The sequence below is a fragment of the Tropicimonas sediminicola genome (assembly GCF_900188335.1).
GTDB classification, from domain to species: domain Bacteria; phylum Pseudomonadota; class Alphaproteobacteria; order Rhodobacterales; family Rhodobacteraceae; genus Tropicimonas; species Tropicimonas sediminicola.
Genome location: NZ_FZOY01000004.1, coordinates 129,576 through 154,783 on the forward strand (window position 1 = coordinate 129,576; position 25,208 = coordinate 154,783).

Consider the following 25,208-nt stretch of genomic DNA (forward strand, 5'->3'; position numbering starts at 1 on the left):
TTCCGCGGCAGATACAATCGAAAGCGCCGGGCCTCCCGCCCGGCGCTTTTTTCGCGTGGCGGCTTCGTCAGAGCGAAGCGACGCCGAGGTCCGCGGCCAGCCTGTCCAGCGCGTTGCGAAGCTGCGCCGGGATCGGAATGCCCTCGGCCTTGCGCTCGATCATCACACGGTGCAGCCGCTCGCCAGGCAGGCGGATCTCGCCGACGCCGGGCATCCGGGCGGAGGATTTCATCTGCCGCCACACGTCGTCGATCCCGGCACGGAACGCCGCCGGATCGGCAAAGGCGGCGATGTCGAGCGCGAGGATCATGTGGCCGGTGTTGGTGACGGTCTCGGCCTCGGCATTGAAATCCACCACGTCGCGCCCGAAGGCGGCGCCGTTCAGCACCCCGGCCAGAATGCCGAAGATCAGCGAGAGCCCGTATCCCTTGGGCCCGCCGATGGGCAGCAGGAACCCTTCCGACGCGCGGGCGGGGTCGGTCAGCGGACGGCCCTCGCGGTCGATCATCCAGCCTTCGGGCATGGTCTCGCCCCGTTGCGCGGCGGTCTTGACCTTGCCATAGGCCGCGACGGTCGTGGCCATATCGAGCACGATCGGCGGATACTCCTGCGACGGCACCGCCACCGCGATCGGGTTGGTCGAGAGCAGCATGTCCGTTCCGCCCCAGGGCGGCATGTGGTTGGCGCTGCCCACCGCGAGGTAGAGGCCGATCATGTTCTCCCGCGCCGGCATCATCGCATAGAGCGACGCCGGACCTGCGTGGTTGGAGTGCCGCGCCCCCACCCAGGCGACACCGGTCGTGCGCGCCTTGTCCATCGCCAGCTCCGTGGCATGGTGCATCACCAAATGCCCCATCCCGTTGTCGCCGTCGATCAGCGCGGTGGCGGGGCGCTCGGACAGCCGCTCGAAGGTCGGGGTCATGTTCATCCCGCCGGCCCGGATGCGCCGGACATACATCGGCAGGCGGAACACGCCGTGGCCATCCTGCCCCATCAGGTCGGCCTGCGCCATCAGACCGGCCACCTTCGCGGCATCCGGCCCCGGCATTGTGCAGGCTTCAAGACAGCGGCCGATGAAGGCCTCCAACCCCGCGAGGGGACATTTCTCGATCAGTGACATGGACGTTTCCCAGACAGATGAAAGGACAGGACATGACAGGCCCGAAACCCGATGCGCATCAGGACGGACCCATCGGAACAATCGTGCGGTACGAGGGCATCACGCCCTTCGCACGCGGAGACGGCGTCGAGACGCGGCTGATCGTCGGCCGCTCGACCGACCCGGCGGCGCCGTTCACCACCGGGACGACGGTCTTTCCCGCTGGCAGCGCCGCGCCGCTGCACACCCACAACTGCGCCGAGCAGGTGACGATCCTCGAGGGCGCGGCCGAGGCGATGGTGGGCGGCGAGGTCTCGACGCTGGGGCCGATGGACACCAGCTTCGTGCCCGCCGACGTGCCGCATTACTTTCGCAACATCGGTGACGGGCCGCTCAAGATCCTCTGGATCTACGGCGCCCGGGAAGTGACCCGGACCTTCGTGGAAACCGGCGAAACGGTCGCGCATATGTCTCCTCGCGATCAGGTGTGACGTGGCCAATGCGCAGCGGGAGATGCAAATTGGTTGACCATTGAGGGCAAGCCATGTCATCTGCGCGGCAGACCCTTCCAACATACCCGGAAGCGTTCAGGAACCAAGCGGAATTTCCGCTCTCCGGCGCTCGACGGATCTGCGCGATGGTAAACCAATGCAAGAAAAAGTTCTCCCGAGGCTACGCAACTGGATCTCCGGCTCCGGACTGGCGAAGGGCGACCGCCTGCCCCCGGAACGCACCCTGTGCACGACCCTCGGGGTAAGCCGCGCCGAGCTGCGCAACGCCTATCTCGTGCTGGAAGCCGAGGGCATCCTAGAGCGCCATGTCGGGCGGGGGACGTTCCTGTCGCGCAGCCTGCGCGCCGCGCGCGGCAGCAACGGGATCGAGGGCGCGATTTCCGAGCTGGCCGAAAGCACGGGACCGGTCGACGCCATGACCGCCCGGCTCGTGCTGGAGCCGGAGCTCGCCAACCTGGCCGCGCTTCACGCCACGCCCCTGCAGCTGCGCGAGCTGCGCCGGCTGGCCAGCGCCATGCGCGAAGCGACAAGCTGGAGCGCCTACGAGGAACTCGACAGCGAGTTCCACGAAACCATCGCCGCGGCCTCGGGAAACACCCTGCTCCAGGCGCTGCACAGGATGGTCAACGGCGTCCGGGTCATCGTCGTCTGGCGGCGCCTCAAGAGCACGGAGCGCGGCCCCGGCGCTGACTACCATTCCTTCGACGAACACGACGCGATCCTCGCGGCGCTCGAAAGCCGCGACGGCCCCGCGGCGAGCGCCGCGATGCGCCAGCACCTGCAAGGCACGCTGGCGGCAATGACGGCCGCCCCGCCGGCCTGAGCCACAGGATCAGAAAGTCGCATAGCAAGTATCAGCAAAGCTTGTTTGCCGAGAGCGGGCCCGAGTTGCGACACTGATCAACACGTTGGAAAGCTCGGGGATATGAGATGAGACAGGTGGAAGTCGCCGTGATCGGCACCGGATGGTGCGGGGGCATGCGCGCGGAATCGCTGGCAAAATCGGCGCTGGTCGACAAGCTTCACATCTGCGAAATCCGCCCTGAACGGCTGATGGAGGTCAAGGCGCTGACCAGCCCCGCGACCGCCACGATGGACTACCAGGACATCGTGAAGAACCCCAACATCGAGGTGGTCTATATTTCGACCACGCCGGAGCCGACCCACTACCCCATCGCCCGCGACTGCCTGAAGGCCGGCAAGCACGTGCTGCTGGAGAAGCCCATCGCGATGGAACTGGCCGAGGCCGACGACCTGATCGCGATCGCGCGCCAGAACAATCTCAAGTTCACCATCGGCTATTCCCAGCGCTTCAACCCCAAGATCGCCTGGGCCAAGAAGGCCATTTCCGAGGGCAAGCTCGGCAAGATCGTGAACGTGATGGTCAGCCGCCATCTCTCGCGCAGCCTCGGCTCGCGGATCGCCGGCCGGGTGAAGCTCTCGCCGGCGGCGATGGAATCCACCCACGATCTCGATTTCGTCTACTGGCTGCTCGATGCCAAGCCGGTGCGCGTCTATTCGCAGGGTGCCTACGGCTACATGAAGGAACTCAACGGCTCCTATGACTGCATGTGGAACACCGTGAACATGGACAACGGCGCGCTGGTGGTGATCGGTGGCGGCTGGAACCTTCCGCCGAGCTATCCCAATTACTGCGCCACGTGGATCGAGATCACCGGCACCGAGGGCTCGCTGATCCTCGACGACACGTCGCGGGACAACTGGCTCAACACGGTCGAGGGGCATACCCAGTTTCCCATGTCGACCATGCCGGGCGAGCATGTGGATCACATGTATGCCGGGCAGATGGGGCCGGAGACGCTGCACTTCCTCGAATCCGTCCTGCTGGATCGCGAACCGCTGGTGTCGCCGGAACATGCGCGGATGGTGATGGAGAGCTACCTGGCCGCCGACATCTCGGCCGAGACCGGCGAGGTCGTGGACCTGCCGCTCTCCAACCACGCAATGGCGACGCTGGCCGACATGATCGAGGCCAAGAACCGGGAAGCGAGTTGACCCGCGCCGGCGTCGTCGGCCTCGGCCAGATGGGGCGCGGCATCGCGCGGCGCCTCGATGGGGCCGGGCTGCTGGTTGCCGCGGCGGATGCCCAGACCGGCATGTTGGAGGCTGCGGACCTCTCGGACCGGGTCGGGGCGGATATCCTCGATGCCGACGTCCTGGTGTTCGTTGTGCCCAGCACCGCACAGATCGCTGAGGTTCTGGAGAGCGCGCCCGGCAGGGACGGACAGGTGATCGTCGACCTCACGACATCGCACCCCGATGACAGCGCCGCGCTGGCCACAAGGCTCCTCGACCGGGGCATCGCCTATGTCGATGCCGCCATGACCGGCGGGGCCGCAGGGGCGGACGCGGGCACCCTGACGCTGATGATGGGCGGCGAGGCCAATGTCATCGCCGGGATCGCCCCGGTGCTGGACCGGATCTCCGCGCAGCGCTTTCACATGGGGCCGGTCGGCGCGGGCCATGCGATGAAGCTGGTCCACAACCTGATCCTGCACAGCGCCTTCATGGCCACCTGCGAGGGCCTGACGCTGGCCGAAAAGGCCGGGCTGAACGTCGCGCGCGCGGTCGAGGTCCTGAACGCCGGGAACGCGCGCAGCTTCGTGACCGAGGTGCGCTTTCCCCGCGACATCCTGAGCGGCACGATGAACGGACGCTCGCGGATCGCGAACCTCGAGAAGGATCTCGGGCTTGCTTCCCGCTTCGCCGCAGCGCAGGGCGGACCGGCGGCCTATACCGACCTGACCCATCGGCTGCTCGCGGCCGCACTGGCAATCGGCGAAGGCGAGACGGATTTCTCGCATCTCTTCCCGATGTTCGATCAACTGACGCGGCAGGCGCAGGATGGTTGAGCCGAGGACCGAGATCGGCGTTTTCGGACTGGGCCTGATCGGCGCCTCGCTGGCCAGCCGCCTGCTCGCGGCGGGCTACAACCTGCGGGGATACGATCCGGACGAGACTCGAATGGACCAGCTATCCGAGCAGGGCGGCACGGCCTGCCCTCCCGAAGAGGTCTGGAAGGCGGACGTCGTCTTGTCCTGCGTATTCGACACCGACCAGCTTTCAGCGCTGATCGACGCGGCGCCCAAGGCGCCCTGCGTGCTGGTGTCGATGAGCACCTGCGATCCGGAGCGGATGCAGGGCCTCGCAGGGGCGGCTGCAATGCGCGGCATCACCCTCATCGAGGCGCCGATTTCCGGCACCAGCCGGGCGCTCGCGAGCGGCGACGTGCTGCTGCTGGTCGCTGGCGACAAGGACACGGCGCAGCGCCTCGCCCCGATCTTCAACGCCCTCTCGCGCCAGCACATCCACGTCGGCGCAATCGGAAACGGAAACCGCGCCAAGCTGGCGATCAACCTCGTCCTCGGCCTGAACCGGGCCGCACTGGCCGAGGGCATGGTCTTTGCCGAAGCCCTCGGGCTTGCCCCGGACGACTTCCTCGAGATGGCCCGCGCCTCGGCGGCGCAGTCGGCCGTGATGGAGTCGAAGGGGCATCTGATGGCGCGGCGGGACTTCGCCCCGCAAGGCAAGATCGCGCAATCGGCCAAGGACTTCAGGCTGATCCGCGATGGCGCCGCCGCGGCCGGACAGGGCCTGCCCTTTGCGGAGACCTACCTTGCCATGATGGAGGATGCGATCGCGCACGGCGAGGGCGAGCTGGACAATTCGGCCATCCTGCTGCCCATCGCGCGCGCGACCACGGGCTGACCCCGGGCGTTACGCCTTGCCCGGGGGAACCAGCCGGACCTCGTCCGGCACGTCGAGCGGCGGGTTCGGGCCGTCGATGAACTCGACGGTCGTGAAGATCAGCTCGCTGTCGCCGATATTCTCGACCGAGTGCAGCATGTGATCCCCCGCCCCGTAATTGAAGTGCTTCGTCTCGCCCTGGTAATGGACAACGTCGCGGATCTCGCCCGACGAGAAATACCCGCGCGCCTTGCCCGGCACCATCGCGGTCCAGAAATAGCGGTTCACGTGGCGATGGAAGCGGCAGCGCTTGCCGGGCGGCAGACGGAGGTGCCAGATCCGCATCGTATCGGTTTCGGAGACCAGCACCGAACCGACGCAGCCGTTGTACATGTCGCCCAGCATCTCCTCGTAGACGCCCTCCGGCCAGTGAGCAAAAGCCGCCGGGTCGGGATTGATCTCGACGTGGTCGGGACCGTGCGTTTCAACCTGTGCCATGCGCTCCTCCTTCAGCTGGCAAGTTCCGGGGCAGCGTTCAGCCCCTCGAGATCGGCCTTGAACGCGGCCTTCTGCGCCCCTGACAGTGGCTGCAGGGGCGGCTGCATCCGCAGCCAGCCGTCATCGCCACTGCGCCAGGCCTCGGCCGTCTTCATCGCCGCCATCAGCGGGTATTTCGAGGCGACGGCCCGCGCCGCGCGCACCTCTCGCATGGCCGCCTCGCGCTCCGGCCCCTCCGCGGCCCGCCGCGCGGCCTGCACCTTCTGCGCGAAGATGTTGGTCGAGCCGGAGATGATCCCGGCCGTCCCGATCGACAGCCCATCCCAAAGGAAGGCCTCGGACGACGGATAGACGTCGAAATCCTCGGCGACGCCACCGGTCGCCTCGACGAAGGCGCGGGACTGCTCGAAGTCGCCACTGCTGTCCTTGAGCCCGGCGACGATGGGCCCGAACGCCTCCCGCAACCGCAGCACGAGGTCCACCGACAGCGGCACCTGGGACATCTGCGGGAAGTGATAGAGATAGATCCGCAGATCGTCCCGGCCCACCTTGTCGATCAGCCCCGCACAATAGGCATAGAGCCCCTCGTCAGAGGGCGACTTGTAGTAATAGGGCGGCAGCACGAGAGCGTTGACGAACCCCGCCTCGCAGGACGCCCGCGTCAGCGCCACGCAATCGGGAAGCGACGGCGCACCGGTGCCGAAGATGACCTGGTCGGCCGCGAAACCGGCCTGCGCGAAGATCCCGGGCAGCGCCAGCCGGTCAGCCATCGCGACCGACGTGCCTTCGCCGGTGGTGCCCGTGGGCGCCACGCCATCGCAGCCCCCCTCCGCCAGCAGGTGCCGGCAATAGGCCACCAGCTTGTCGCTTTCCAGCCGGCCATCCGCATCGAAGGGTGAAATGGCGGCCGCATAGATGCCGCGTCGTGCCTTGGTCATGAAAGGTCTCCTCTCCGTCATTTCGCCTTGGGTCCGCCGGTGATGCCGGGCCGGGTCGAAACGACGACCTTGATCGCATCGTCGATCCGCTCGCGGGCGTATTTCAGCGCCGTCGGAAGATCGTCCAGTGGGAAGGTATGGGTGTGAATGAGGCTCGCGTCGAAACGCCCTGCCTCCATGAAGGCCATCGCGCGGTGGGTGGCGGACCGGCCCTCTCCGCGGATGCCGTAGAGATAGATGTTGTTGACCGCGAGCGCGCCGAGCGTGAAGGACACCGCGTTCTTGGGGAAAGCCGCCAGGCAGATCTTGCCACCCCGGTTGGTCATCGCCACCGCCTGGTTGACGGTGGTTTCGGACCCCGCGCAATCCACCACGTAATCCGCGCCCTTGCCGGTCAGCTCCTTGACCCGGGCCACCACGTCCTCGTTGCGGGCATCGATCACGTGGTCGGCACCGAGCTGCCGCCCGATCGCGTTGCGGCTTTCGCGGGTGCCGACGAGGATCACCGGCGCAGCACCGAGGGCCTTGGCCACGGCCACCGCCAGCAGCCCGATCGGCCCGGGCCCGATGACCACGACGCTCTCGCCCGCGACCAGCCCGCCCAGTTCCGTCAGCCCGTACATCGAGGTGCCCGCCGTCACGACCAGCGTGGCCTCCTCGTCCGACATGGCGTCGGGTACCCGGATCAGGGTGTTGATGTTGTTCACCGCGTATTCGGCGAAGCCGCCGTCGGTGGTGAAACCGTTCGCCCGGTGCCCCTTGTCGACATCGCCATAGTTCAGGCCGTAGTTGTGACAGGAGGTGTACATCCCCTGCCGGCAGCGCTTGCACTGGCCGCAACCGGCGTGGATCTCCACCGTGACCCGGTCCCCGACAGCGAACTCGTCGACACCCGGGCCGAGGGCCGCGACGGTGCCCATGTACTCGTGTCCCGGCGTGAAGCCCTTGTTGAACGGCGCGCCGCCCTCGATCATCGCCGGTGTGCCATAGGTCAGGATCTCAAGATCGGTGGCGCAGATGGCGACCGCATCGATCCGCACCAGCACCTCCGCCCGCCCGGGCATCGGGGTCGGCTTGTCGACGAGCGCCAACTCGTCCGGCCCGCCCAGAACCCAGGCGCGCATCGTCTGCGGCACATCCTCTCCCAGGCCACGCCGGGCCGGCTCGATTTCTACCTTGGCGTCCATTTGCTCCTCCTCGCGCCGCTCAGATTTGGTCAACCATTGTGGCAATCTTTGGTCGATCTGTTATGGAGAGCGAACGCCGGGAAAATCAAGGTATTTATGCCAAAGAAACTGAATCAGCGCGAACGGTCAGGCAATTCCTGCAGTAAATTGGTTAACCTTTCCTTCAAGCGCCCCACTATCAAGGAACTTGATGCCGCCCATACGGAACCATGTTTACCCGCCGCACCGGCCGCCTGTTACGCTCCGATCCGAGGACCGGGAGTCGACGACGCCGATTGGGCGAGCGCCTCCCGGGGAGGAACATCCGGCCATCTGGTCACACCAAGCTTCGCCCCCGGAGACGGACGGTGAGGGCACCCGCGCGCACCTGGGCGTGGGAGGAATGCATGGCGCGAAAAGATCGGGAGATATGTGTTGGGCGAGATCATCCGGGCAGATTGGTTCGACCTCGACGAGGCCACTCGCGAAGACACCCTGCGCTGGCTCCACCAGAGCTACTTTCCCAGCGCTCAGGCGACACCGGGCGTCTGCTGGGTCGGGCATTACGAGATCGTTCCGCTGCCGGACAAACCCTATATCGAGGGCGCTCCGCGGAGGGTCGAAACCACCGACCCGTCGCTCCCCACCGGCTGGCAGAACGTCGTCCTGACCGCGGCCGTCTCGCCGGAAGTGTTCTTTGGCAAGGACAATGAGCTGGACGCCCTTGCCGCCGCAAATGAGTCCCGGCTCTCCGCGCTGCTGAACCACCGCAGCGCGGTTTACCTCGAAGAGCAGGTGATCAACGCCCCCGAACAGCGCGCCTCCCCCTACGGAATGGGCCCGCCGCCTGCGATGCAGCTCGGCAATTACAACACCAACACGCCCGAAGACGACGTTGAGCTTGCACGATGGTACCGGGCCGAGCGCTTTGCCCGGGTCTCGGTGACGCCGGGCATGATCCGCGGGCGCAAGCTGCTGTCGATCGCAGGTTGGGCGAAGCACGGCGTGCTGTGGGAGTTCACCGATCTGCCGGAGGGCGATCACAGCTTCGAGCACCGCTTCGTCGCCGCGGACCGCAACGAGGACTGGGGCGGTCGGCACGTGCTGGAGTACGTGACGCACGCCTACGGCAGCCCGCATGCCGGCAGGAGGATCTGGCCGGAGGCGCGCTGACGGCCTTTGAGGCGCCGACGCGCGAGCGAACCGGAGCGCATTACGCAGACGAGCCCGAGCATCGGGACCGGAAGATTTGACCGAATGGGAGGAAGATTGTGACACAAAGACTGACTGGCCTGAGCCACGAGGACGCCACCGGAACAGCCAAGATGATCTACGAGGCGTCGGACCGATTTCTCGGACGAACGGCAAACCTGCAACGCATCCTCGCCACCCACAGCCCCTATCTCGCCCGCTGGTTCGGCGGCCTCGTGGCCGCCGTCCGGCAACCGGACCTCGGCGCCACCACCGATCCCCGCTTGCGCGGGCTGGCCTGCATCAAGACGTCGATGGTCAACGCCTGCAGCTACTGCACGGCCCACACATCGGTCTTCGGACAGGGCCTTGGCATCAGCGACGAGGAACTCGAAGCCATGATGGACGACAGCTACAAGACCAGCCCGCTTTTCGACGAGCGCGACAGGGCGGCGATTGCATGGTCCGAGGCCATGACACGCAACACCGCGCAGCGCGACAAGGACACCTGGGAGAACATGAAGGCCAATTTTACCGACACCGAGATCGTCGAGATCTCGATGGCCTGCGCCATGTTCAACATGATCAACCGGCTGAACGACAGCTTCTGGACCGACCTCGAAACCGAGGAATACAACCAGAGGCAATGGAACGCGGTGAAAGGCCTGTCGGTCGAGGAGATCGAGGCCTACGCCGGCCGCTTCGGCGAAGTCGGGGAGCAGGAACGCGCCGGCTGATACGGGCCGCATCAGTGACGCCCCACCGACCCTAACCCTCAATGTCTGGGGCGCTTGCCTGTGCAAGGCAGGCGCCCTGAACGTTCATCCGTCCCTGTCGAACCTCGCCGCGTCACATCGGGCCCGCGAGAGCGAACACGCCAATGGCGCCATGTCCTCTGGCAGTGGGCGGCCCATTCCTCCGGGGCGTGCAGGACCGGGCGTGGTGCGCCATGATGCGGACACCCGACCTCGTCGGGCGACTTACCGACCAGCGAGCACCGAGCCCCCCCGACTGCCCACCAACAGGCCAGGGCGCACAGGTCCGCTTCTCCCTGCTCAAGGAGCCGCTCAAAGGCCAATCACACAATGGTCAGGCCGGGAGCATCGACCCGCGCGGTTGCCTATATCGAGGGCCGGATAGGAGGATACCCGATGATTACGCGACGCGCCCTGCTCGAACTTTCCGTGCTCTCACCAATGGCATATGCCCTCACATCGGGCGTGGCTCTGGCGATGGAGCCGGAGATCTTCCAGAACCCGATCGCCATCAATGGCACCGACCCGGTCGGGTATTTCACCGATCGAGAACCTGTTCCCGGATCTTCGGCAAATCGGGTGATGTGGAAAGGCGCCGCGTGGCACTTCGCGAGCCCCGAGAATGCGGCCGCTTTCGAAGCGAACCCGACGAAGTATGCACCGGTGTTTGGCGGCTATTGTGCCTTCGCCGCGTCGCGGGGCTACCTGGCGCCGACAATACCGGAAGCCTGGACGATACACGAAGGAAAGCTTTATCTGAATGCCACGTTGAGAGCTCGGGAACTCTGGCTTCAGGACGTTCCGGGCAACATCGCGGCGGGTCTCAAGAACTGGCCGGGAATTCTCGGCTAGAGGCGCAACGGCGGGTCCGATCTGGACGACAGCGCTGCCACCGGCCTCCCGGCCACTGACGATGTACGCCCCAAGAGGATCTCACAGAGCGCCTCGATGGGTCGGCGCGCACCGCACGGCGGCGCCGACATCAACTCAGGCCGCCCGCGCCATGCTTCAGGATTATCGGCACGACCAGTTCCTCCTCATCGATCAGGTGCCGGGACAGCATTGCCTCGAGGCCACGCGTCTCTTCGAGGAATCTCCCGATCTCGCGCGTTGATCCAGGATCCGCCTGGATCGCGCGGTTTGCGGCCTCGACATAACGGCTCAGAAGATCGTCGAGCGTGTGGTGGTCGCGGTCCAGGATGTCGAAGCCGCGTGTGATCCGCGGATCCTTCCTCGCAAGCACGGGGAAGTAGTGCGCGTCCTCGATGCCGTGATGACCGTGGAGTTCTCCGACCAGCGTCGATCCGAGCCTCGCCACATGCGCCTTGAACAGCATCGGGTCCGTCTTTTTGTCCAGCCGCTTTTCGGCTTCCGAGGTCAGCAACCCCAGAAGCTGGCGGAACATCAAGTGGCGGTCGAGCCAGAATCGGACCAGGCCGTCAAAACCGGGATGCTCCGCCCAGATCTCGTGGGGATATTCCTCGAGCAAGACCAACAGCGCATCCGGCAGGCCATCGCGTTTGCCGAGCTCAAATGCGCCGAGATCGATCTGGTCCATCATCTCGAAACTCCGAGAAGGTTCAGGGTTCCCTGCAACATTCAAGCATAGGGGTTCCTGGCGGAGCGATCCGCGGACAGCGTCTGCTGATCTCTCCGGACCAGAAGCTCGATGGCGTCGGCAAGGTGCTCCCTGTCGATGTGGTGATCTCCACGGGCCACCCGAATGCGGTGCGCTTCGATCATCACGTCGGCGTGGCGGCACCCCTCGGGCGGTTCGAACCGATAGGAAGCCAGTTCGATCCGAAGCCCGAGCGGGTCACGGAAATAGATCGAGTCCATGAACCCGCGATCGACGGGGCCTGAATGCTTGACGCCGCGCGCGTCAAGTCGCGCAGGAACCTGCCAGAACGTTGCCTGGCTGACGTTCAGAGCAAGATGGTGCAGCGAGCCGGTATCCTCGGGGACCGCAGCCGGGTCCGGCTTGCGATCCTCGTTCGTGAAGATGGTGATCAAGCGGCCATCGCCCGGATCGAAGTAGAGGTGTCCTTCGCTCGGGTTGTCGAGGTTAGGCTGATCGAAGATGAAAGGCATGCCCAGCACGCCTTCCCAGAAGTCGATGGACGTTTGCCGGTCCGCCCCGATGATCGTGATATGGTGGACCCCCTGCGTCTGGATCTTCCTGATTTCGCTGTTTTCCTTCATTTCCCTACCTCCCCTGTTCTGGCTTCACTCCGCTTCGGACCAGTCAACCAGCTTCGACTTGTAATCCGTTCTCGGCAAGGTGCCGAACGGAACCATCGTGATGTCCGTACTGACCAGAAGTTCGTCGCGCAGGCGCTTGCGAATGAGCCCTGCCAGGGCGTCATCCGGTTCTGCGCCCTGGGCCAGTTCGACAACCACCGGCAATGGCGGTGCCTGCTTCACGGACCTGGCCGTGGGCCTGATGGCGATCGCTCCACTGACCCCATTCCCGATCTTCCCCACAACGTCTCGTACAGCGGAGGGAAAGACGTTGACGCCCCGCACGATCAGAAGATCGTCTGTCCGTCCCACGCAACGAACACGCGAGCCATCGCGTCCGCAAGGACAGGCACCGGTGCTCAGGCGCACCCTGTCCCGAGAGCGGAACCGAAGCAGAGGCGCAGCCGCGTGCTTCAGGTGGGTGTAGACCAACTCACCCTCTGCGCCGTCTGAAATCGGGACGGTTTCGCCGCTGTCAGGATCGATGAGTTCGAAGTGAACGAAGCCTGCACCGGAGAAGTGCATCCCATCCTGATGGACGCATTCGCCCCAGAGCGACACCGATATGTCACCGATTCCCATCGCTTCGGTGACCCGCGCCCCCCACGCCTTCTCGATCCGCTGCCGCATCGCGGGCTCCCCGCCGCCCGGCTCGCCGGCAACGAGGATCTTGTTCACCGAGGACGCAGCGATATCGACGCCGCGCTCGACCGCCCATTCCGCCAAGTGCAGCGCATAGGAGGGCGTACAGCCGAGGACCGTCGGCTTCAGGAGTTGAACCGCGGCCATCAAGCGCTCGGTGTTGCCGGCGCCCACCGGGATGTGACAGACGCCGAGCTTGGCAAAGGCGTCCAGCGTCACACCGGCCACGAAAGGCCCGGCGTTGTATGTCGTGACCATACGCTCACCCTGGGCCAATCCGCTGGCACCATAGGATCGCATCGAGATCTCCACCCAGTTGGCGAGGTCGCTCTTGGTCAGCGGGATGTAGCTTGGGGTTCCGGTCGTGCCGCTCGTGGAATACACGCGGACGATGTCCGACATGGGAGCCGCCAGGTGACGCCCGATTGGGTGGGTCTCGTCGCGCGAGGCGCGCAGTTCGTCTTTCTCGGTGAAAGGCAGGCGTGCAATATCATCGAGCCCTCCGGCGTCTTCGACCGAAGAGATCCCGGCGGCTGCAAGCTTCTTCCTGTAGAATTCCGAGTGGTCCCAGAGATACGCAAGCTGGGTCCGGTAGGCCGCGTCACTGGCAGCGTGCGCCCCCTCCAACGACGCGTCAGAATATCTCAGGCGGCTCATTTCGAGGACCCGGATGGCTCGCAGGTGATCCCCATCTCCGCGTGATGCGCCAGGGTGAACCCGATCGGCGTTTCGCTCTCTTCGGCGAGGTGGGCCAGCAGGCTTGCCGTGCGCGCCAGGATGGGCACCGCTTTCAGGACAGAGGGCGGGAAATCCAGGTCCAGCAAGACCGCGGGAATCGCGAACGAGACGTTCATGGGCAAGGGCTTCGACCAAAGGCGGGACACGGACGCTTCCACGTCACGCGCGAGCCTGGAATAGGGGCCCATCACACCCCGTTCCTCGACAAGCTCGAGTATGCGTTGGGCGCGGGGGTCGACCGGCTTGTGAAGCGGGTGCCCGAAACCCGGGATGCGCCGCCCGGCGTCGCGCATCCCGATGATGATGTCGTCGAGGGTTTCGCCGTTCCTGTCGATCCTGGCTTGGGTATCCTGCAGGAAGCGCCCCGCGATTTCGGTCGTTCCAAGAATGACCTTGCCACACCCCAAGAGCCCTGCAGCCACGGCGCCTTGCAGGAAGTCCGGGTCGGCGGCGTAAGTCATCCGCGCGGCCTGGTTGGTCGGGACCAGTCCGTGCTCCGCGATCGACACCAGCAGGACGTCCAGGAAGAACGCCTGATCGGAGGTCGCCTTGCGCCCGGTCGTCAGAAGATAGAAGTACTCGGTGAACGTCAGCCCACCCATCAGTTCGTTCACGAGATCATGATTTCGCACCGTGATTGAATCATGTGTAGCGGTCGAAATCGAGGTCGTTGCCTTTCCGGCCTTTCCAATCTGCATCTGATCCCTCCCCTTCCGGCGCAACTTAGCGCGATTCGTCCGAAGGCAAACGGCGGGCTGCAGCAACAGGAAATCAACAGGCTCGGGCCGCCCCCTCGCCACGCCTCCGCCTCTGAGTTCTCCACGACAGCTTTGCCGGCCCCTTGAAGGCTTGACGGAGGTTGACGGCATGTCGAGGACGGATCGTTGCCGACTTCATGGCGTTCCTGCCGCGGCATCCGAAGTCCGGCGAAGGACGGCGATGGATAGCGGGCTCCCAGACATCGCGCACCGCTGCGGAGTAAAGTGGAAACCGCCTCAGCCCAAGGCTGGATAACGGAAACATTTCAGTTGGATATCAGGATTGAGTGGCGCGCTGGGGACGCGCCATAGGTAGTTCCTAGCCGTTCCGGCGCGCGCCGGCAATGCCCCTGAAAAGGAGATGTTTTTTCGGAAACTAGCTCCGAGAGGGCCTTGAATGTTCCAGCATGTTCCGCGACTCTCTGGGGGAACTATTGGGGGAACCGGATGACCTCTCTGCCCAAGCCAAAGCCGAAATCTCTCACCGCGGCCTTTGTTAATTCCGTCAAGGAACCCGGGAAGTACCACGACGCCAAGGGCACAGGGCTCTTCCTCCTCGTGAAGCCAACCGGCGGTAGGTTCTGGGTACAGCGTATTGTTATCCGCGGGAAGCGCCGTGAAATGGGGCTGGGCAGCCCACCAGTTGTGTCGCTCGCTGAAGCCCGTGAAGCGGCTCTGAACAACAAGAGAGTTGCCCGAGCAGGCGGCGACCCACTGGCGGAGAAGCGAAGGGCGCGCGCTGTCCTGACCTTCGAAGAGGCGGCACGGAAGACCCACGCAGAGCTTGCGCCGACGTGGAAGAACCCAAAGGACCGCGCGGCGTTCCTCTCCACATTGGAGAACTACATCTTCCCGCGTTTTGGCTCCGTGCCCCTTCCCGAGGTGACGAGCGCGGACGTTCGGCAGGCCATCCTCGCCGCACGGGAGAAGGCGCCGGGGGTGGCGAAGAAGCTCATCTACCGGGTTTCCTTCGTCTTCAAATGGGGCATCGCCGAGGGCATGTGCACCGCGAACCCGTCCATCGCACAGGCTTTGGCCCTGCCCCGCGTGGAACAGAAGCCGAAGCACCGCAAGGCGTTGCACTACGCCGACGTTGCCGGCTGCATCGAGACAGTCCATGCTTCCCGCGCGTGGATTGCCACGAAACTCGCGCTTGAGTTCTTGGTCTTGACCGCCAGTCGGTCGGGGGAAGTGCGTATGGCACATTGGGATGAAATCGACTTGGACACCGCTACATGGGAGATTCCGGCCGAGCGGATGAAGATGAAGCGCCCACACCGGGTTCCCCTGTCAGGCCGTGCGCTGGAAATCCTTCGGGAGGCTAAGAAGCTGCGTGACGACAGCGGTCTCGTTTTCCCAAGCATACGAGGCAAGGCGCTGTCCGACATGACGCTCTCCAAGCTAGTAAAGGAACTCGGCTTCGAGGCCGACATTCACGGCTTCCGCACATCGTTCCGCACCTGGGCACAAGAGCACACCAACTTTCCGCGCGAAGTCGCCGAAGCGGCGCTTGCGCACAAAACAGGCGACGCGGTGGAGCAGGCCTATGCCCGCTCGGACCTGTTCGAGAAGCGACGGAAGATCATGGAAAACTGGGCTAGCTTCATATCCCTTGGAAAACCCAGTGTCTCCCTGCTGAAATACCGCGAACACCCCGCCCAATAGCGACATCACGCCAAACGCACACCACATTTAGATCGGGCCAAAGCCGAGTTGGCACAAATTGTGGTGTCAATTGCAAAAATGGAATGCGTGCTATGCGATCGATGAGGTTTCATTCCTGCGATCTTGAGCGGACAATACGGGAACAAGCCGGAAAGCGAGAAACGGCGGAGGTCGGCCTGAACGCGCCAACGTCTCAGGCCGACCGAAGAAGGAACGGAATGGTACTCCCTGATCCTTCTTCTTCTCTCGCAAAACCAAAGCCGTTTGACAACAGATTTGTCTGCCCGCGGCGAATACGAGGAAGAAGTGCATGGTTGACCGGATGCTGCGTCGCCCGGAGGTTCAAGCACGGGTTGGGCTTTCCCGCTCCACGATCTACGACATGATGGCCTTGGGGGCTTTCCCTAGACCGGTACGTATCGGCAGGCGCGCGGTTGCTTGGCGCGAAAGCGACATAACCGCCTGGATGAATGGCCGTCTGAGAACGCCCGTCTGAATCCCCCCGCACCCAACAATCGGGCGCGGGCGGACCAGGTTTGCGGCATGTGATGATGCCCGCAATATATCCGCAGCGCCCCTGAACCCCAAGGGGTGTCGATCCATGAATTCACGTCACCAACGCCGAAAGTGGCGGGCTGCCTGCCGAAGGCTCATCAAGCGCGGCAAACTCTACCATTACGAAGTCCAGCACGATCCGTGGTGCGGGATCTACGAAGGTCATCCATGCCACTGCAATCCGGTACGAGTGCTGCGAGATGACTGCGGGCGGGTGCTTGCCCGCATTGAGGACGCAGGTTTCTACGATCCGATGGAGATGGTCACGTTCGGAGCGCCTGAGCGCAAGGTGAAAGCATGAGCATACCCTTCGGCAACCCGCTCCTGCAGGTCTCTCCCTTCGCCAGCGACGGCGGCGCCGTGATTGGCCGTGACCCGAGAGACATCCAATCCGATGACTGGCGGGGTAACCCGTTCCTGATCGGACTGAAGGCCATCCGCGCCAAGTGCCTCGATTGCGCGTTCGATGCCAAGGAAGTCCGCAAGTGCGTCCAAACCGATTGTCCTCTCTGGCCGCTCCGAATGGGCACGGTGCCAAAGGGCTTCAATCAGGCGCGCCAAGAGGCCGAATTCTCCGAAGTCACCGAAGAACGTCTGACCATAGCGGCACGCATGGGGGCGGAAAAAAACGCCCCCTCCACGGACCAAAACGTTGCGGAGATGTCAAAATGACGGACGCACAAACACTCACGCGCGCGCTGAACGGAAAATGGCATGGCAGATACGGTCGCGCCTGCTGCCCGGCCTGCAACGACGACAATCGTTCCAATCCAGCGCTGTCGATCAAGCAGGGCGCCAACGGAAAGCTCTTGCTGTGGTGCTTCAAGGGCTGCGAATTCGCTGACATCCTGGACAGCCTTAGAGCGCGGGGGATTGCTGCAGGAGCGGGCACCTACAATCCGCCCAATGCGACAGACGTTCTCCGAAACGAGTCCGAGGTTGAGGCTGACATCGTCAAGCGCGCTGCTCTCGCCAGGAGAAGTTGGCAGGAGGCCATGCACATCGGTGGCACGCTGGCGGAGACCTACCTCCGCAATCGCGGCATCACCTCCCCGCTCCCGGAAACGCTGCGGTTCCACCCGAATTGCTGGCATGCGACAGGCAAGCGCCTGCCCGCCATGCTCGCGCGTATTGACTGCGAAAAATACTTCGGCCTCCACCGCACATACCTGACCGCTGTGACCGGCGAGAAATCGGGCGTTACGCCCAACAAGGCCATGCTCGGCAGCGCAAAGGGAGGGGGCGTCCGCCTCCGCGAGGCTCCGGGACCGTTGGTGGTTGCGGAAGGTATCGAGACAGCGCTCAGCCTGTCCAGTGGCCTTCTGGAGCGCTTTGGTTCGCTGTGGGCTGCCTTGTCAGTCTCGGGCATGACCGGCCTGCGCCTGCCCGATGTTCCACACGAGCTGGTCATAGCATGCGACGGCGACAAGGCGGGGCGAACGGCCGCATTCACCCTTGCAGAACGCGCCACTTCCAGAGGCTGGAGGGTGTCGGTGGCCGATCCGGGTGACGGCCTGGATTTCAATGACCTCCTGCAACGGGGGACGGCAGCATGAACGTAGTGAAGCCAACCCCCTTTCAGGCCGAGGGTCCGCATCCGCTCTTGAGGGACCTTCCGCCCGGACACCCCTACCCCGTCCGCGCGCTTGGAGCGCTCAGGCCGGCCGTTGAAGCCGTGCAGGGCATGACATTGGCGCCGCTGGCACTGCCAGCGCAATCGGCCCTCACGGTCGCCTCGCTGGCCGTACAAGGCCACGCCGACGTCCAGACGCTTGGCGGAGAACGACCAACGAGCCTCTTTGCCCTGACCATCGCCCAGTCTGGCGAACGCAAGTCCGCCTGCTATGCCCCTCTCATCGCCGAACTGCGGGAGTTCGAGAAGGAACAGGCGGAAGCATATCAGGACGAGTTGACCCGGTGGAACAATGAACAATCCATCTGGAAGGGCGAGCGCGACCGCATCCTGGCGGACGCTAAAAAAGGCAAGGGCGAGAAACGGGTGGCAGCGCGCGCCGATCTCGACGCACTTGGCTCTGAACCTCCAGCACCAGCGTCACCCGACCGTGTCGTGACAGAGCCGACATTCGAAGGCCTCACACGCCTCTTCGCGGAAGGTCAGCCAAGCCTCGGCATCTTCTCGGACGAGGCCGGCCAGTTCCTCGGCGGCCACGCCATGAACAGTGACAACCGCCAGAAGACGCTCGCGGCCCTCAATGACCTCTGGCAGGGCAACCCTATCCGACGCACGCGCAAGGGTGATGGCTCGCTGACACTCTACGGGCGGCGACTAGCCGCCCACCTAATGGTGCAGCCCGGCGTGGCCCGAACGTTCATGGCGGACCCCATGGCGGCCGATACCGGCTTCCTCGCCCGCTTTCTCGTCTGCGAGCCGCCCAGCACAATCGGCACCCGCCTGCATGCGCACTCCCGGCGGGATGACCGAGCGTTGGCTGAGTTCTCCACGAACCTGCGACGTATCCTTATGGCTCCGCTGCCCATGGACGCCACAACTCGCGAGTTGCAGCCGCGCCTGCTTCCGCTGTCGTCCAGGGCGCGAACACTCCTGGTCCAGTTCGCGGATCTGGTCGAGCAGGCCCAGGCGCCAGGGGGCGAGTTCTCCCATGCTGGAGGCACCGCCTCGAAGACAGCAGAACAGGCGGCACGAATAGCTGGCGTGCTGACGCTCTGGCATGACCTGCACGCACCGGAGGTGACTGGCGAAACAATGGCCGATGGCATCGAGTTGGCCCAGTTCTACCTGGGCGAAGCCGTCAGGCTCGCGGACGCAGCGACTGTATCGGCCGAGATCGACATGGCCGAACGGTTGCGCCTTTGGCTATTGGGCGACTGGCCCGAGCCAGAGGTGCTTCCGGGAGACATCCTGCAAAGGGCGCCTGTTCGGGCGTTGAGGGAACGCCCGGCGGCCAAGAGAGCAATCACAACTCTGGTCGAAGCCGGCTGGCTGGTGCCTCTGGACCCGGGGACGGAAGTCCGCGGGACCGCTCGCAAGGAAGCCTATCGGATCGTGAGGCCGTCGCATGTGGTTTGATGCGAGGCGCGCATTGGCGGAGATTGTCTCTGACGAAAACCCGGCCTCAGCCTCCTCCACCGGTGCTAAACGTGCTAATCGTGCTAATCCGCCCCCAACCGAGCCGCACCGTTTAGCACGTTTAGCACGTTTAGCACGGCCAGAGCTTCCAAATCCCGAGACGGCAGCGCCGCTCTCGACACCCGAGGACCGCCAGCATGGCCTGTCCGTGGCGGGGCGCCCGCGCACCTGGACAGGCCGCGTCGTATCCATTGACGAGTACCGACGGCTCTCGGATTGGCAAAGGCACGGACCGAACGGAAGGATCTGGGACGGGAGCACGCAGACATGGGTGGTTCCGGAAGACTCAGCCTGAACGCTTCAACACCTTGTCAACTTCAAGCTGGTCGATGCCGAGCGCGTCAGCCGCGGCCCTCAGCATCCAAGCGCCACTGTCGAGCATGGCAACGTCATAGCGATCCCGCCAGACCTCCCGCGCCCATGGCACCATATCGTCCGGCAGAAGGTCGGTTATGCTTCCGGGTCGTGCGCGTCTGGGCATAGCTCGCCATTGTTCATGATTTGTTCGAACGCAATACAGCACCATGATTGCTTCGGGATCAAGGGGGCAGCCTGCTTCCTTTTCTGAAGAGGCTAAGCCACCAGCTTGCCGCAATGCACAAGAAGCGGCAGCTTTGCCGACTGAGGGGGCATCCGACCGTTTTGCTCAGATGTCGGCTCTTGCCTTGGATTGGTGCATTTCTGGATAATCCGTGTCCGTGTTATATTTCGTTCATTAGTGGCCGTTGGAGGCAGACTGTGAACAGGATACTTGCCGCGACATTTCCATCAGTCGAATTGATGCGAAGATGGTTGCGCCCCTGAAAGGGAAAACTGGTGGGGCTTTACGAACAACTGCTTGAACGCCAAGAACTCGGCAACCCTGTGCGCGTCGGTGTCGTCGGGGCGGGCAAATTCGGCACCATGTTTCTGGCACAGGTCCAACGCATTCCCGGTATCCATGTGGTCGGGGTTGCTGACCTCAGGGTGGATGTCGCCAAATCCAACATGATCTATGCGGGATGGTCCGCAGAAAAACTGAACATGCCTTCTCTGGACGCTGCGCTGACCTCTGGTGGCACGCATGTCGGGGAAGACGCGATGGCGGTCATCAACTGCACTGCGGTGGACATTGTGATTGAATGCACCGGCAATCCCGTGATCGCTGTTGAGCATTGTCTGGCGTCGTTTTCAGCGGGCAAGCATGTCATCTCGGCCACGGTCGAAGCGGACGCGGTTTGCGGTGCGGCGTTGGCGGCGCGGGCGAAGGCAGCGGGTGTGATCTACAGTCAGGCTTACGGCGATCAGCCTGCAATGACGGTGGAACTGGTGGATTGGGCGCGCACGTGCGGTTTCGAGGTTGCGGCCGCCGGGCGCGGCCACAAGTGGAAGCCGGAATACCGGTTTTCGACACCTGACACTGTCTGGGATCACTATGGCTTGACGGCAGAGCAAGCCCAACGCGGTCGTCTTAACCCGAAGATGTTCAACAGCTTTCTTGATGGCACGAAACCTGCCATCGAATGCGCCGCCATTTCCAATGCCACTGGATTGAACGCACCGACGAATGGGCTGACCTATCCTTCGGGCTCCATCGACGACATTGCAGCCTTGATGCGGCCTCGAACCGAGGGCGGTGCGCTGGAAGAACTCGGCATGGTCGAGGTGATTTCGTGCCTTGCCGAAGATGGATCGATGATCCCCAATGATATCCGCCTGGGGGTTTGGGTCGTGGTGAAGGCGACATCCGAGTATCAGAAAAACTGCTTTGAGGAGTATATGGTATCGACCGACGACAGCGGTCTCTATTTCTGCAACTTCAAACGCTTTCACCTGATCGGCCTTGAGTTGGGTCTGAGTGTGGGATCAGTTGCCATTCGCCGGGAGGCGACCGGAACCGCTAAGGAGTTCCGCTCTGACGTCGTTGCCGTGTCAAAGAAGGATCTTAAGGCGGGAGAGATGTTGGACGGCGAGGGTGGGTTTTGCGTGGCAGGGCAACTGCGTCCCAGCGCAAAATCGGTTCCAATGCGCGCGCTCCCGCTCGGCTTGACGGGCGATATCAAGTTGGTCCGCGATGTCCCTGTCGATACGATCCTGACCTATGATGATGTTGAGATTGATGAAGGTCTGCATGCAGTGAAGCTGCGGCGTGAATGTGAAGCTATGGTCTGAAATCAGTCGCCGCACTTTCAACGGAAACCTGCCCCGCATAGCGGACCTTGGAGAAATCGGCTCAACGACGGTTCTGAGCAGTTCACTGCCGTTCGCGCTGGCGCGGGAGGTCCGGTCGCCGCCGACCAAGATCGAACGGCGAGTTTGCCGACCTACCGGACCTTAGCCGCAAGCGCGAAATCTCGACCGATGCGCGCGCAGCATTCGTAAGGAAGGGCGGAAAGAAGCCATTCGCTGCGTCCAGCGTAGACGGCAGATCAGCGGACCGTGCTGCCGTTGGCGTCCGTCGGTGAGATGTCGGTTGACTGCGCAGACGCCGCCGGATTTTGCACCAGAACGTTTTGCAGTTGCAGCACCACAAAATGAGCCGGTCGCGCCCCGCTTCGATGTCTGTGCCGGATCTTGGCCCTGCCGCAGGGCCGCAAGGCCGCTTCGAGCCCTTCTTGACCGATGCTGCGAGCTGCACCAGAGGCAGGAATGCCGACTTCGCGGACATCCGATGAAAATGCTGGATTACGGCTCTACGCGCAATGCCGCCATCCATGCCGCTTGCAGCATTCTTCAAGTAGGGCGGGAAGCATGGGTAGTTGGGCTGATCCCGCTCTGAGGTCGGGCTCCCGATCGGATCACAGCGATGCTGTGAGTATGGGAGACAGAGAATGGAATACTACGTTGGCTTGGATGTGTCGCTTCGGTGCTGTGCGCTTTGCGTTGTAGATGGGCGCGGCAACGTTTGCATGGAGCAGGAGCTGCCATGCGAGATAAATGACATTGCTGGTTGTTTGGACGCGTTTGGTCAGCCAATTGGGCGTATTGGCTTTGAGGCTGTTGCGCTCAGTCAGCACCTGGTCTTCGGGCCTTCTGCATGACCGGCCACGGTTTTCGGGTTTCTGGCGCCAGTCGACCAACAGGGGCCGGCTGGCGCTTCAATCAAGCGTTCCTCAGTCGCTGGCCTTCTGCATCGCAGCTTCGAGCTTCTTGATATCGGCGTCGCTGAGCTTTGGACGATCGATCTTGATCGTCAGTTTCTCCAGTTTGGCCGTGAGCGAGAAGGGTGGCTTGTAGTCATCGTCGTTTACGCCCGTGAGGGTATCGGAACCGACGTCGAAGGCTTCGTCCCACTGCAGGATGGTCGGGATGGTGTTCTTCATTTCCTTGGTGTCGACCACCTGGCCATCTACCTTCAAGGTGCCGGTGCCGCCCTTGCCCAACCCGCTTGGGCTGCCGTAGGCGAGCGTCGCCGCGCCGAGACCGTCATACTGGAAGTCGAACTCGACCATATGCTTCCCGGGAGCCAACGCTTCCTTCCCTTCCCACTTGATCCGCTCCAGGTTGACCATGTTCCAGGTGAAGACCGGCTTGCCCTCAAGCAGATAGAAACCGTAGCCTGCGAACCGGCCACCCGAAGTCAAGATCATCCCCTCGGCTCCGCCTTCGGGCATCTCGATCTCTGCCGTGATCGTGTAGGAACTGTTGAGCAGGCTTGGCGAGTCGCCCTGCGGAACTCCCGTCATTGGCCGCGTATAGACGAACTCACTGCGACCCGCCGTGATGCTTGGCCGCGGCTTCGCAAGTCGCGTGGTCACCGACGCGTCCATCGGGAAGACCTGATATTTCTTTGCCTCCTCGATGAACATCGCCTTCATCTCCTTCACCTTGTCGGGATGATCCTTGGCGACATTGGTCGATTGGTTCATGTCGGTCGTCAGATCGTAGAGTTCCAGCACCTGATTGTTGAGCGGATCGGGGTTCGGCGTCCCTGGCGTCTCCCAGGGCATTCGGTTGACCTCGGTGCTCAGCAGCCAGCCGTCGTGATAGAGCGCCCATTGGCCCATCATCTCGAAATACTGGGTAGTGTGGCGCGAGGGCTCATCAGCATTGGTATTATCGAAGGTATAGGCGAAGCTTGTGCCTTCGATCGGCGACTGCTTGATGCCATCAACCGTCTCGGGCTGCTTGATCCCTGCCACTTCGAGGATCGTCGGAACCACGTCGATCACATGCATGAATTGATCACGGCGCCCACCCTTGTCAGAGATACCTTTCGGCCACGACACCACCATGTTCTGGCGGATGCCGCCGAGCCGATTGGCGTTCTGCTTGAAGTAATCGAAGGGTGTGTCGAAGGCCCAGGACCAACCGGCGGACATATGGTTGTAGGTCTCTTCTGTACCCCAGACATCATACCATTGCATCTGGGTCTCGGCGGGCATCTCGGCGATGCCGTTGAACCATGCAACCTCGTTGGGCGTGCCCATCGGCCCTCCCTCCGCACTCGTGCCGTTGTCGCCATTGATGTAGATGATCAGTGTGTTGTCCAACTCGCCGATGTCCTCGATCGCTTGAACGACGCGGCCGATCTCGTGGTCGGTATAGGCGGCATAGGCAGCAAAGACCTCGACCTGTCGGATGAAGAGCTTCTTCTCGTCATCGTTCAGGGTGTCCCAAGGCTTGAGTTTGTCCGCGGGCCATGCGGCTAGTTTGGCGTCCTGCGGCACCAGCCCCAGCTTCTTCTGGTTCTCGAAGATCGTCTGGCGCAGCGCCTCGTACCCATCATCGAAGAGCTTCATGCCTTCGATTTTCTCGACCCATTCCTTTGTCGGATGGTGCGGGGCATGGGTGGCGCCCGGGGCATATTTCACGAAGAACGGCTTTTCCGGATCGACCTGGTGCAGGTCGGTGATCCATCCAATCGCTTCATCGGCCATGCCGGTGATCAGATTCCATTCCGGATCGCCGTCAAACGGGTAGATCTGGGTGGTATTGCGAAACAGGTTCGGCTGCCACTGGTTGGCGTCGCCACCGACAAAGCCATAGAAGTATTCGAAACCGAGACCGCTCGGCCACTGTTCGAAGGGACCGGCTACGCTGGCCTGAAAGGCTGGCACGTTGTGGTTCTTGCCGAACCAAGAGGTACTGTAGCCGTTCTCCTGCAGAATTCGGCCGATGGTCGCCTTGTCTTTGGTGATGATGGAATTGTAGCCGGGATAGGCCGTCGATTGCTCCGAGATGACACCAAAGCCTACCGAGTGGTGGTTGCGCCCAGTGATCAGTGCGGCCCGCGTCGGCGAGCAGAGAGCGGTGGAGTGGATGTTGGTATAGCTCAGCCCCTCGGCGGCCAGCGCATCCATTGTCTCGGTCGGAATGACTCCGCCGAAGGTGCTTGGAACACCGAAGCCTGCGTCATCGGTGATGATCAGCAGCACGTTGGGCGCCTCTTCCGGGGGAACGACGCGCGGCGGCCACCAGGGCGTGGACTTGTTCGCCTGTTCCTCGATCTTGCCGCCAAACGCCATCGGCGGCGGGGGCAGTTGCGTGCCGTCGAGCGTAATGGTGGAAGATGGGGATCCAGTTGGTGTTTGTGCCAGTCCGGGCAGAAGTGAACTGGTCAGCATGACAAGGACCGCCGGCACTGCCAGGACGATCTTCCGATTGAAAGACATCGACTTTTTCCGATCTGATGGCGCGAAATGAAAGCGCCG

General features: G+C 63.3%; 24 protein-coding genes. 15 read left to right on the top strand and 9 right to left on the bottom strand.

Features of this window, described 5'->3' with window-relative positions; all coding sequences use genetic code 11:
• Positions 1–67: 67 nt before the first annotated feature.
• Positions 68–1,120 (bottom strand): Ldh family oxidoreductase, encoded by a 1,053-nt coding sequence (locus CHB86_RS11575; RefSeq protein WP_089233216.1) that lies wholly within the window; start codon positions 1,118–1,120, stop codon positions 68–70.
• 32 nt (positions 1,121–1,152) lie between these two features.
• Here CHB86_RS11575 and CHB86_RS11580 point away from each other — a divergent pair, with 32 nt between their 5' ends.
• The 5 genes from CHB86_RS11580 (at position 1,153) to CHB86_RS11600 (ending at position 5,340) form a co-directional block, all read left to right on the top strand.
• Entirely contained in the window at positions 1,153–1,590 is a 438-nt protein-coding gene (locus tag CHB86_RS11580; RefSeq protein ID WP_089233217.1) for a cupin domain-containing protein, read from the top strand.
• A 157-nt stretch (positions 1,591–1,747) separates the two neighbouring features.
• A complete protein-coding gene (locus CHB86_RS11585; RefSeq protein ID WP_089233218.1) occupies positions 1,748–2,434 on the top strand; it encodes a FadR/GntR family transcriptional regulator in 687 nt (228 codons plus the stop codon).
• 107 nt (positions 2,435–2,541) lie between these two features.
• Positions 2,542–3,627 carry a Gfo/Idh/MocA family protein gene (locus CHB86_RS11590; protein ID WP_089233219.1) on the top strand — a complete coding sequence of 362 codons (1,086 nt, stop codon included), beginning with the start codon at positions 2,542–2,544 and terminating at the stop codon, positions 3,625–3,627.
• Entirely contained in the window at positions 3,624–4,484 is an 861-nt protein-coding gene (locus CHB86_RS11595; RefSeq protein WP_089233220.1) for an NAD(P)-dependent oxidoreductase, read from the top strand. Before CHB86_RS11590 ends, CHB86_RS11595 begins: the two co-directional genes overlap by 4 nt.
• A complete protein-coding gene (locus CHB86_RS11600; RefSeq protein WP_089233221.1) occupies positions 4,477–5,340 on the top strand; it encodes an NAD(P)-dependent oxidoreductase in 864 nt (287 codons plus the stop codon). Before CHB86_RS11595 ends, CHB86_RS11600 begins: the two co-directional genes overlap by 8 nt.
• 9 nt (positions 5,341–5,349) lie before the next feature.
• Here the strand turns inward: CHB86_RS11600 and CHB86_RS11605 are convergent, their stop codons facing one another.
• From CHB86_RS11605 to CHB86_RS11615, 3 genes are read right to left on the bottom strand one after another with little or no spacing between them, the layout of a single operon-like run.
• Positions 5,350–5,817, bottom strand: coding sequence for a cupin domain-containing protein (locus CHB86_RS11605; RefSeq protein ID WP_089233222.1), 468 nt, complete (start codon positions 5,815–5,817; stop codon positions 5,350–5,352).
• 11 nt (positions 5,818–5,828) lie between these two features.
• Positions 5,829–6,755 carry a dihydrodipicolinate synthase family protein gene (locus tag CHB86_RS11610; protein ID WP_176442858.1) on the bottom strand — a complete coding sequence of 309 codons (927 nt, stop codon included), beginning with the start codon at positions 6,753–6,755 and terminating at the stop codon, positions 5,829–5,831.
• Positions 6,756–6,772: 17 nt separating this feature from the next.
• A complete protein-coding gene (locus CHB86_RS11615) occupies positions 6,773–7,942 on the bottom strand; it encodes a zinc-dependent alcohol dehydrogenase (protein ID WP_089233224.1) in 1,170 nt (389 codons plus the stop codon).
• A gap of 414 nt (positions 7,943–8,356) precedes the next feature.
• Between CHB86_RS11615 and CHB86_RS11620 the strand changes: the two genes are divergently transcribed.
• The 3 genes from CHB86_RS11620 to CHB86_RS11630 all read left to right on the top strand — a co-directional run bounded on the left by CHB86_RS11620 (position 8,357) and on the right by CHB86_RS11630 (position 10,719).
• Positions 8,357–9,094 carry a hypothetical protein gene (locus CHB86_RS11620; protein ID WP_089233225.1) on the top strand — a complete coding sequence of 246 codons (738 nt, stop codon included), beginning with the start codon at positions 8,357–8,359 and terminating at the stop codon, positions 9,092–9,094.
• Positions 9,095–9,192: 98 nt separating this feature from the next.
• Positions 9,193–9,849 (top strand): carboxymuconolactone decarboxylase family protein, encoded by a 657-nt coding sequence (locus tag CHB86_RS11625; RefSeq protein WP_141134883.1) that lies wholly within the window; start codon positions 9,193–9,195, stop codon positions 9,847–9,849.
• A 414-nt stretch (positions 9,850–10,263) separates the two neighbouring features.
• Positions 10,264–10,719, top strand: coding sequence for a YHS domain-containing (seleno)protein (locus tag CHB86_RS11630; RefSeq protein WP_089233227.1), 456 nt, complete (start codon positions 10,264–10,266; stop codon positions 10,717–10,719).
• Between the two features lie 130 nt (positions 10,720–10,849).
• Here CHB86_RS11630 and CHB86_RS11635 read toward each other — a convergent pair whose 3' ends face one another.
• Genes CHB86_RS11635 through CHB86_RS11650 form a run of 4 tightly spaced genes read right to left on the bottom strand, consistent with a single transcriptional unit; the run spans position 10,850 to position 14,252 of the window.
• On the bottom strand, positions 10,850–11,428 hold the full coding sequence (locus tag CHB86_RS11635) for a hemerythrin domain-containing protein (protein WP_245837918.1): 579 nt from the start codon (positions 11,426–11,428) through the stop codon (positions 10,850–10,852).
• 38 nt (positions 11,429–11,466) lie between these two features.
• Positions 11,467–12,051: a VOC family protein gene (locus CHB86_RS11640; RefSeq protein WP_089233574.1), complete on the bottom strand. Its 585-nt coding sequence runs from the start codon at positions 12,049–12,051 to the stop codon at positions 11,467–11,469.
• A 42-nt stretch (positions 12,052–12,093) separates the two neighbouring features.
• The gene (locus tag CHB86_RS11645; protein ID WP_089233228.1) at positions 12,094–13,407 is read right to left on the bottom strand and encodes a phenylacetate--CoA ligase family protein; all 1,314 of its coding nucleotides are present in this window, start codon (positions 13,405–13,407) and stop codon (positions 12,094–12,096) included.
• On the bottom strand, positions 13,404–14,252 hold the full coding sequence (locus CHB86_RS11650; protein ID WP_217898299.1) for a citryl-CoA lyase: 849 nt from the start codon (positions 14,250–14,252) through the stop codon (positions 13,404–13,406). The genes CHB86_RS11645 and CHB86_RS11650 overlap by 4 nt, the downstream gene beginning before the upstream one ends.
• Before the next feature lie 441 nt (positions 14,253–14,693).
• Here CHB86_RS11650 and CHB86_RS11655 point away from each other — a divergent pair, with 441 nt between their 5' ends.
• The 7 genes from CHB86_RS11655 (at position 14,694) to CHB86_RS24200 (ending at position 22,595) form a co-directional block, all read left to right on the top strand.
• Positions 14,694–15,911 (top strand): tyrosine-type recombinase/integrase, encoded by a 1,218-nt coding sequence (locus CHB86_RS11655; RefSeq protein WP_089233230.1) that lies wholly within the window; start codon positions 14,694–14,696, stop codon positions 15,909–15,911.
• A gap of 322 nt (positions 15,912–16,233) precedes the next feature.
• The gene (locus CHB86_RS11660) at positions 16,234–16,407 is read left to right on the top strand and encodes a helix-turn-helix transcriptional regulator (RefSeq protein ID WP_342747466.1); all 174 of its coding nucleotides are present in this window, start codon (positions 16,234–16,236) and stop codon (positions 16,405–16,407) included.
• Between the two features lie 356 nt (positions 16,408–16,763).
• Positions 16,764–17,138 carry a hypothetical protein gene (locus CHB86_RS11665; protein WP_089233232.1) on the top strand — a complete coding sequence of 125 codons (375 nt, stop codon included), beginning with the start codon at positions 16,764–16,766 and terminating at the stop codon, positions 17,136–17,138.
• The gene (locus CHB86_RS11670) at positions 17,135–18,022 is read left to right on the top strand and encodes a DUF7146 domain-containing protein (protein WP_089233233.1); all 888 of its coding nucleotides are present in this window, start codon (positions 17,135–17,137) and stop codon (positions 18,020–18,022) included. Before CHB86_RS11665 ends, CHB86_RS11670 begins: the two co-directional genes overlap by 4 nt.
• Positions 18,019–19,515, top strand: a complete 1,497-nt coding sequence (locus CHB86_RS11675; protein ID WP_089233234.1) for a YfjI family protein — start codon at positions 18,019–18,021, stop codon at positions 19,513–19,515. Before CHB86_RS11670 ends, CHB86_RS11675 begins: the two co-directional genes overlap by 4 nt.
• An 876-nt stretch (positions 19,516–20,391) precedes the next feature.
• On the top strand, positions 20,392–21,726 hold the full coding sequence (locus CHB86_RS11680; protein ID WP_089233235.1) for an NAD(P)H-dependent oxidoreductase: 1,335 nt from the start codon (positions 20,392–20,394) through the stop codon (positions 21,724–21,726).
• 659 nt (positions 21,727–22,385) lie between these two features.
• Positions 22,386–22,595, top strand: coding sequence for a hypothetical protein (locus CHB86_RS24200; protein WP_141134885.1), 210 nt, complete (start codon positions 22,386–22,388; stop codon positions 22,593–22,595).
• A gap of 72 nt (positions 22,596–22,667) precedes the next feature.
• On the opposite strand, the gene CHB86_RS11685 is transcribed toward CHB86_RS24200, so the two are convergent.
• The gene (locus tag CHB86_RS11685; RefSeq protein ID WP_089233236.1) at positions 22,668–25,169 is read right to left on the bottom strand and encodes an arylsulfatase; all 2,502 of its coding nucleotides are present in this window, start codon (positions 25,167–25,169) and stop codon (positions 22,668–22,670) included.
• Positions 25,170–25,208 lie beyond the last annotated feature (39 nt).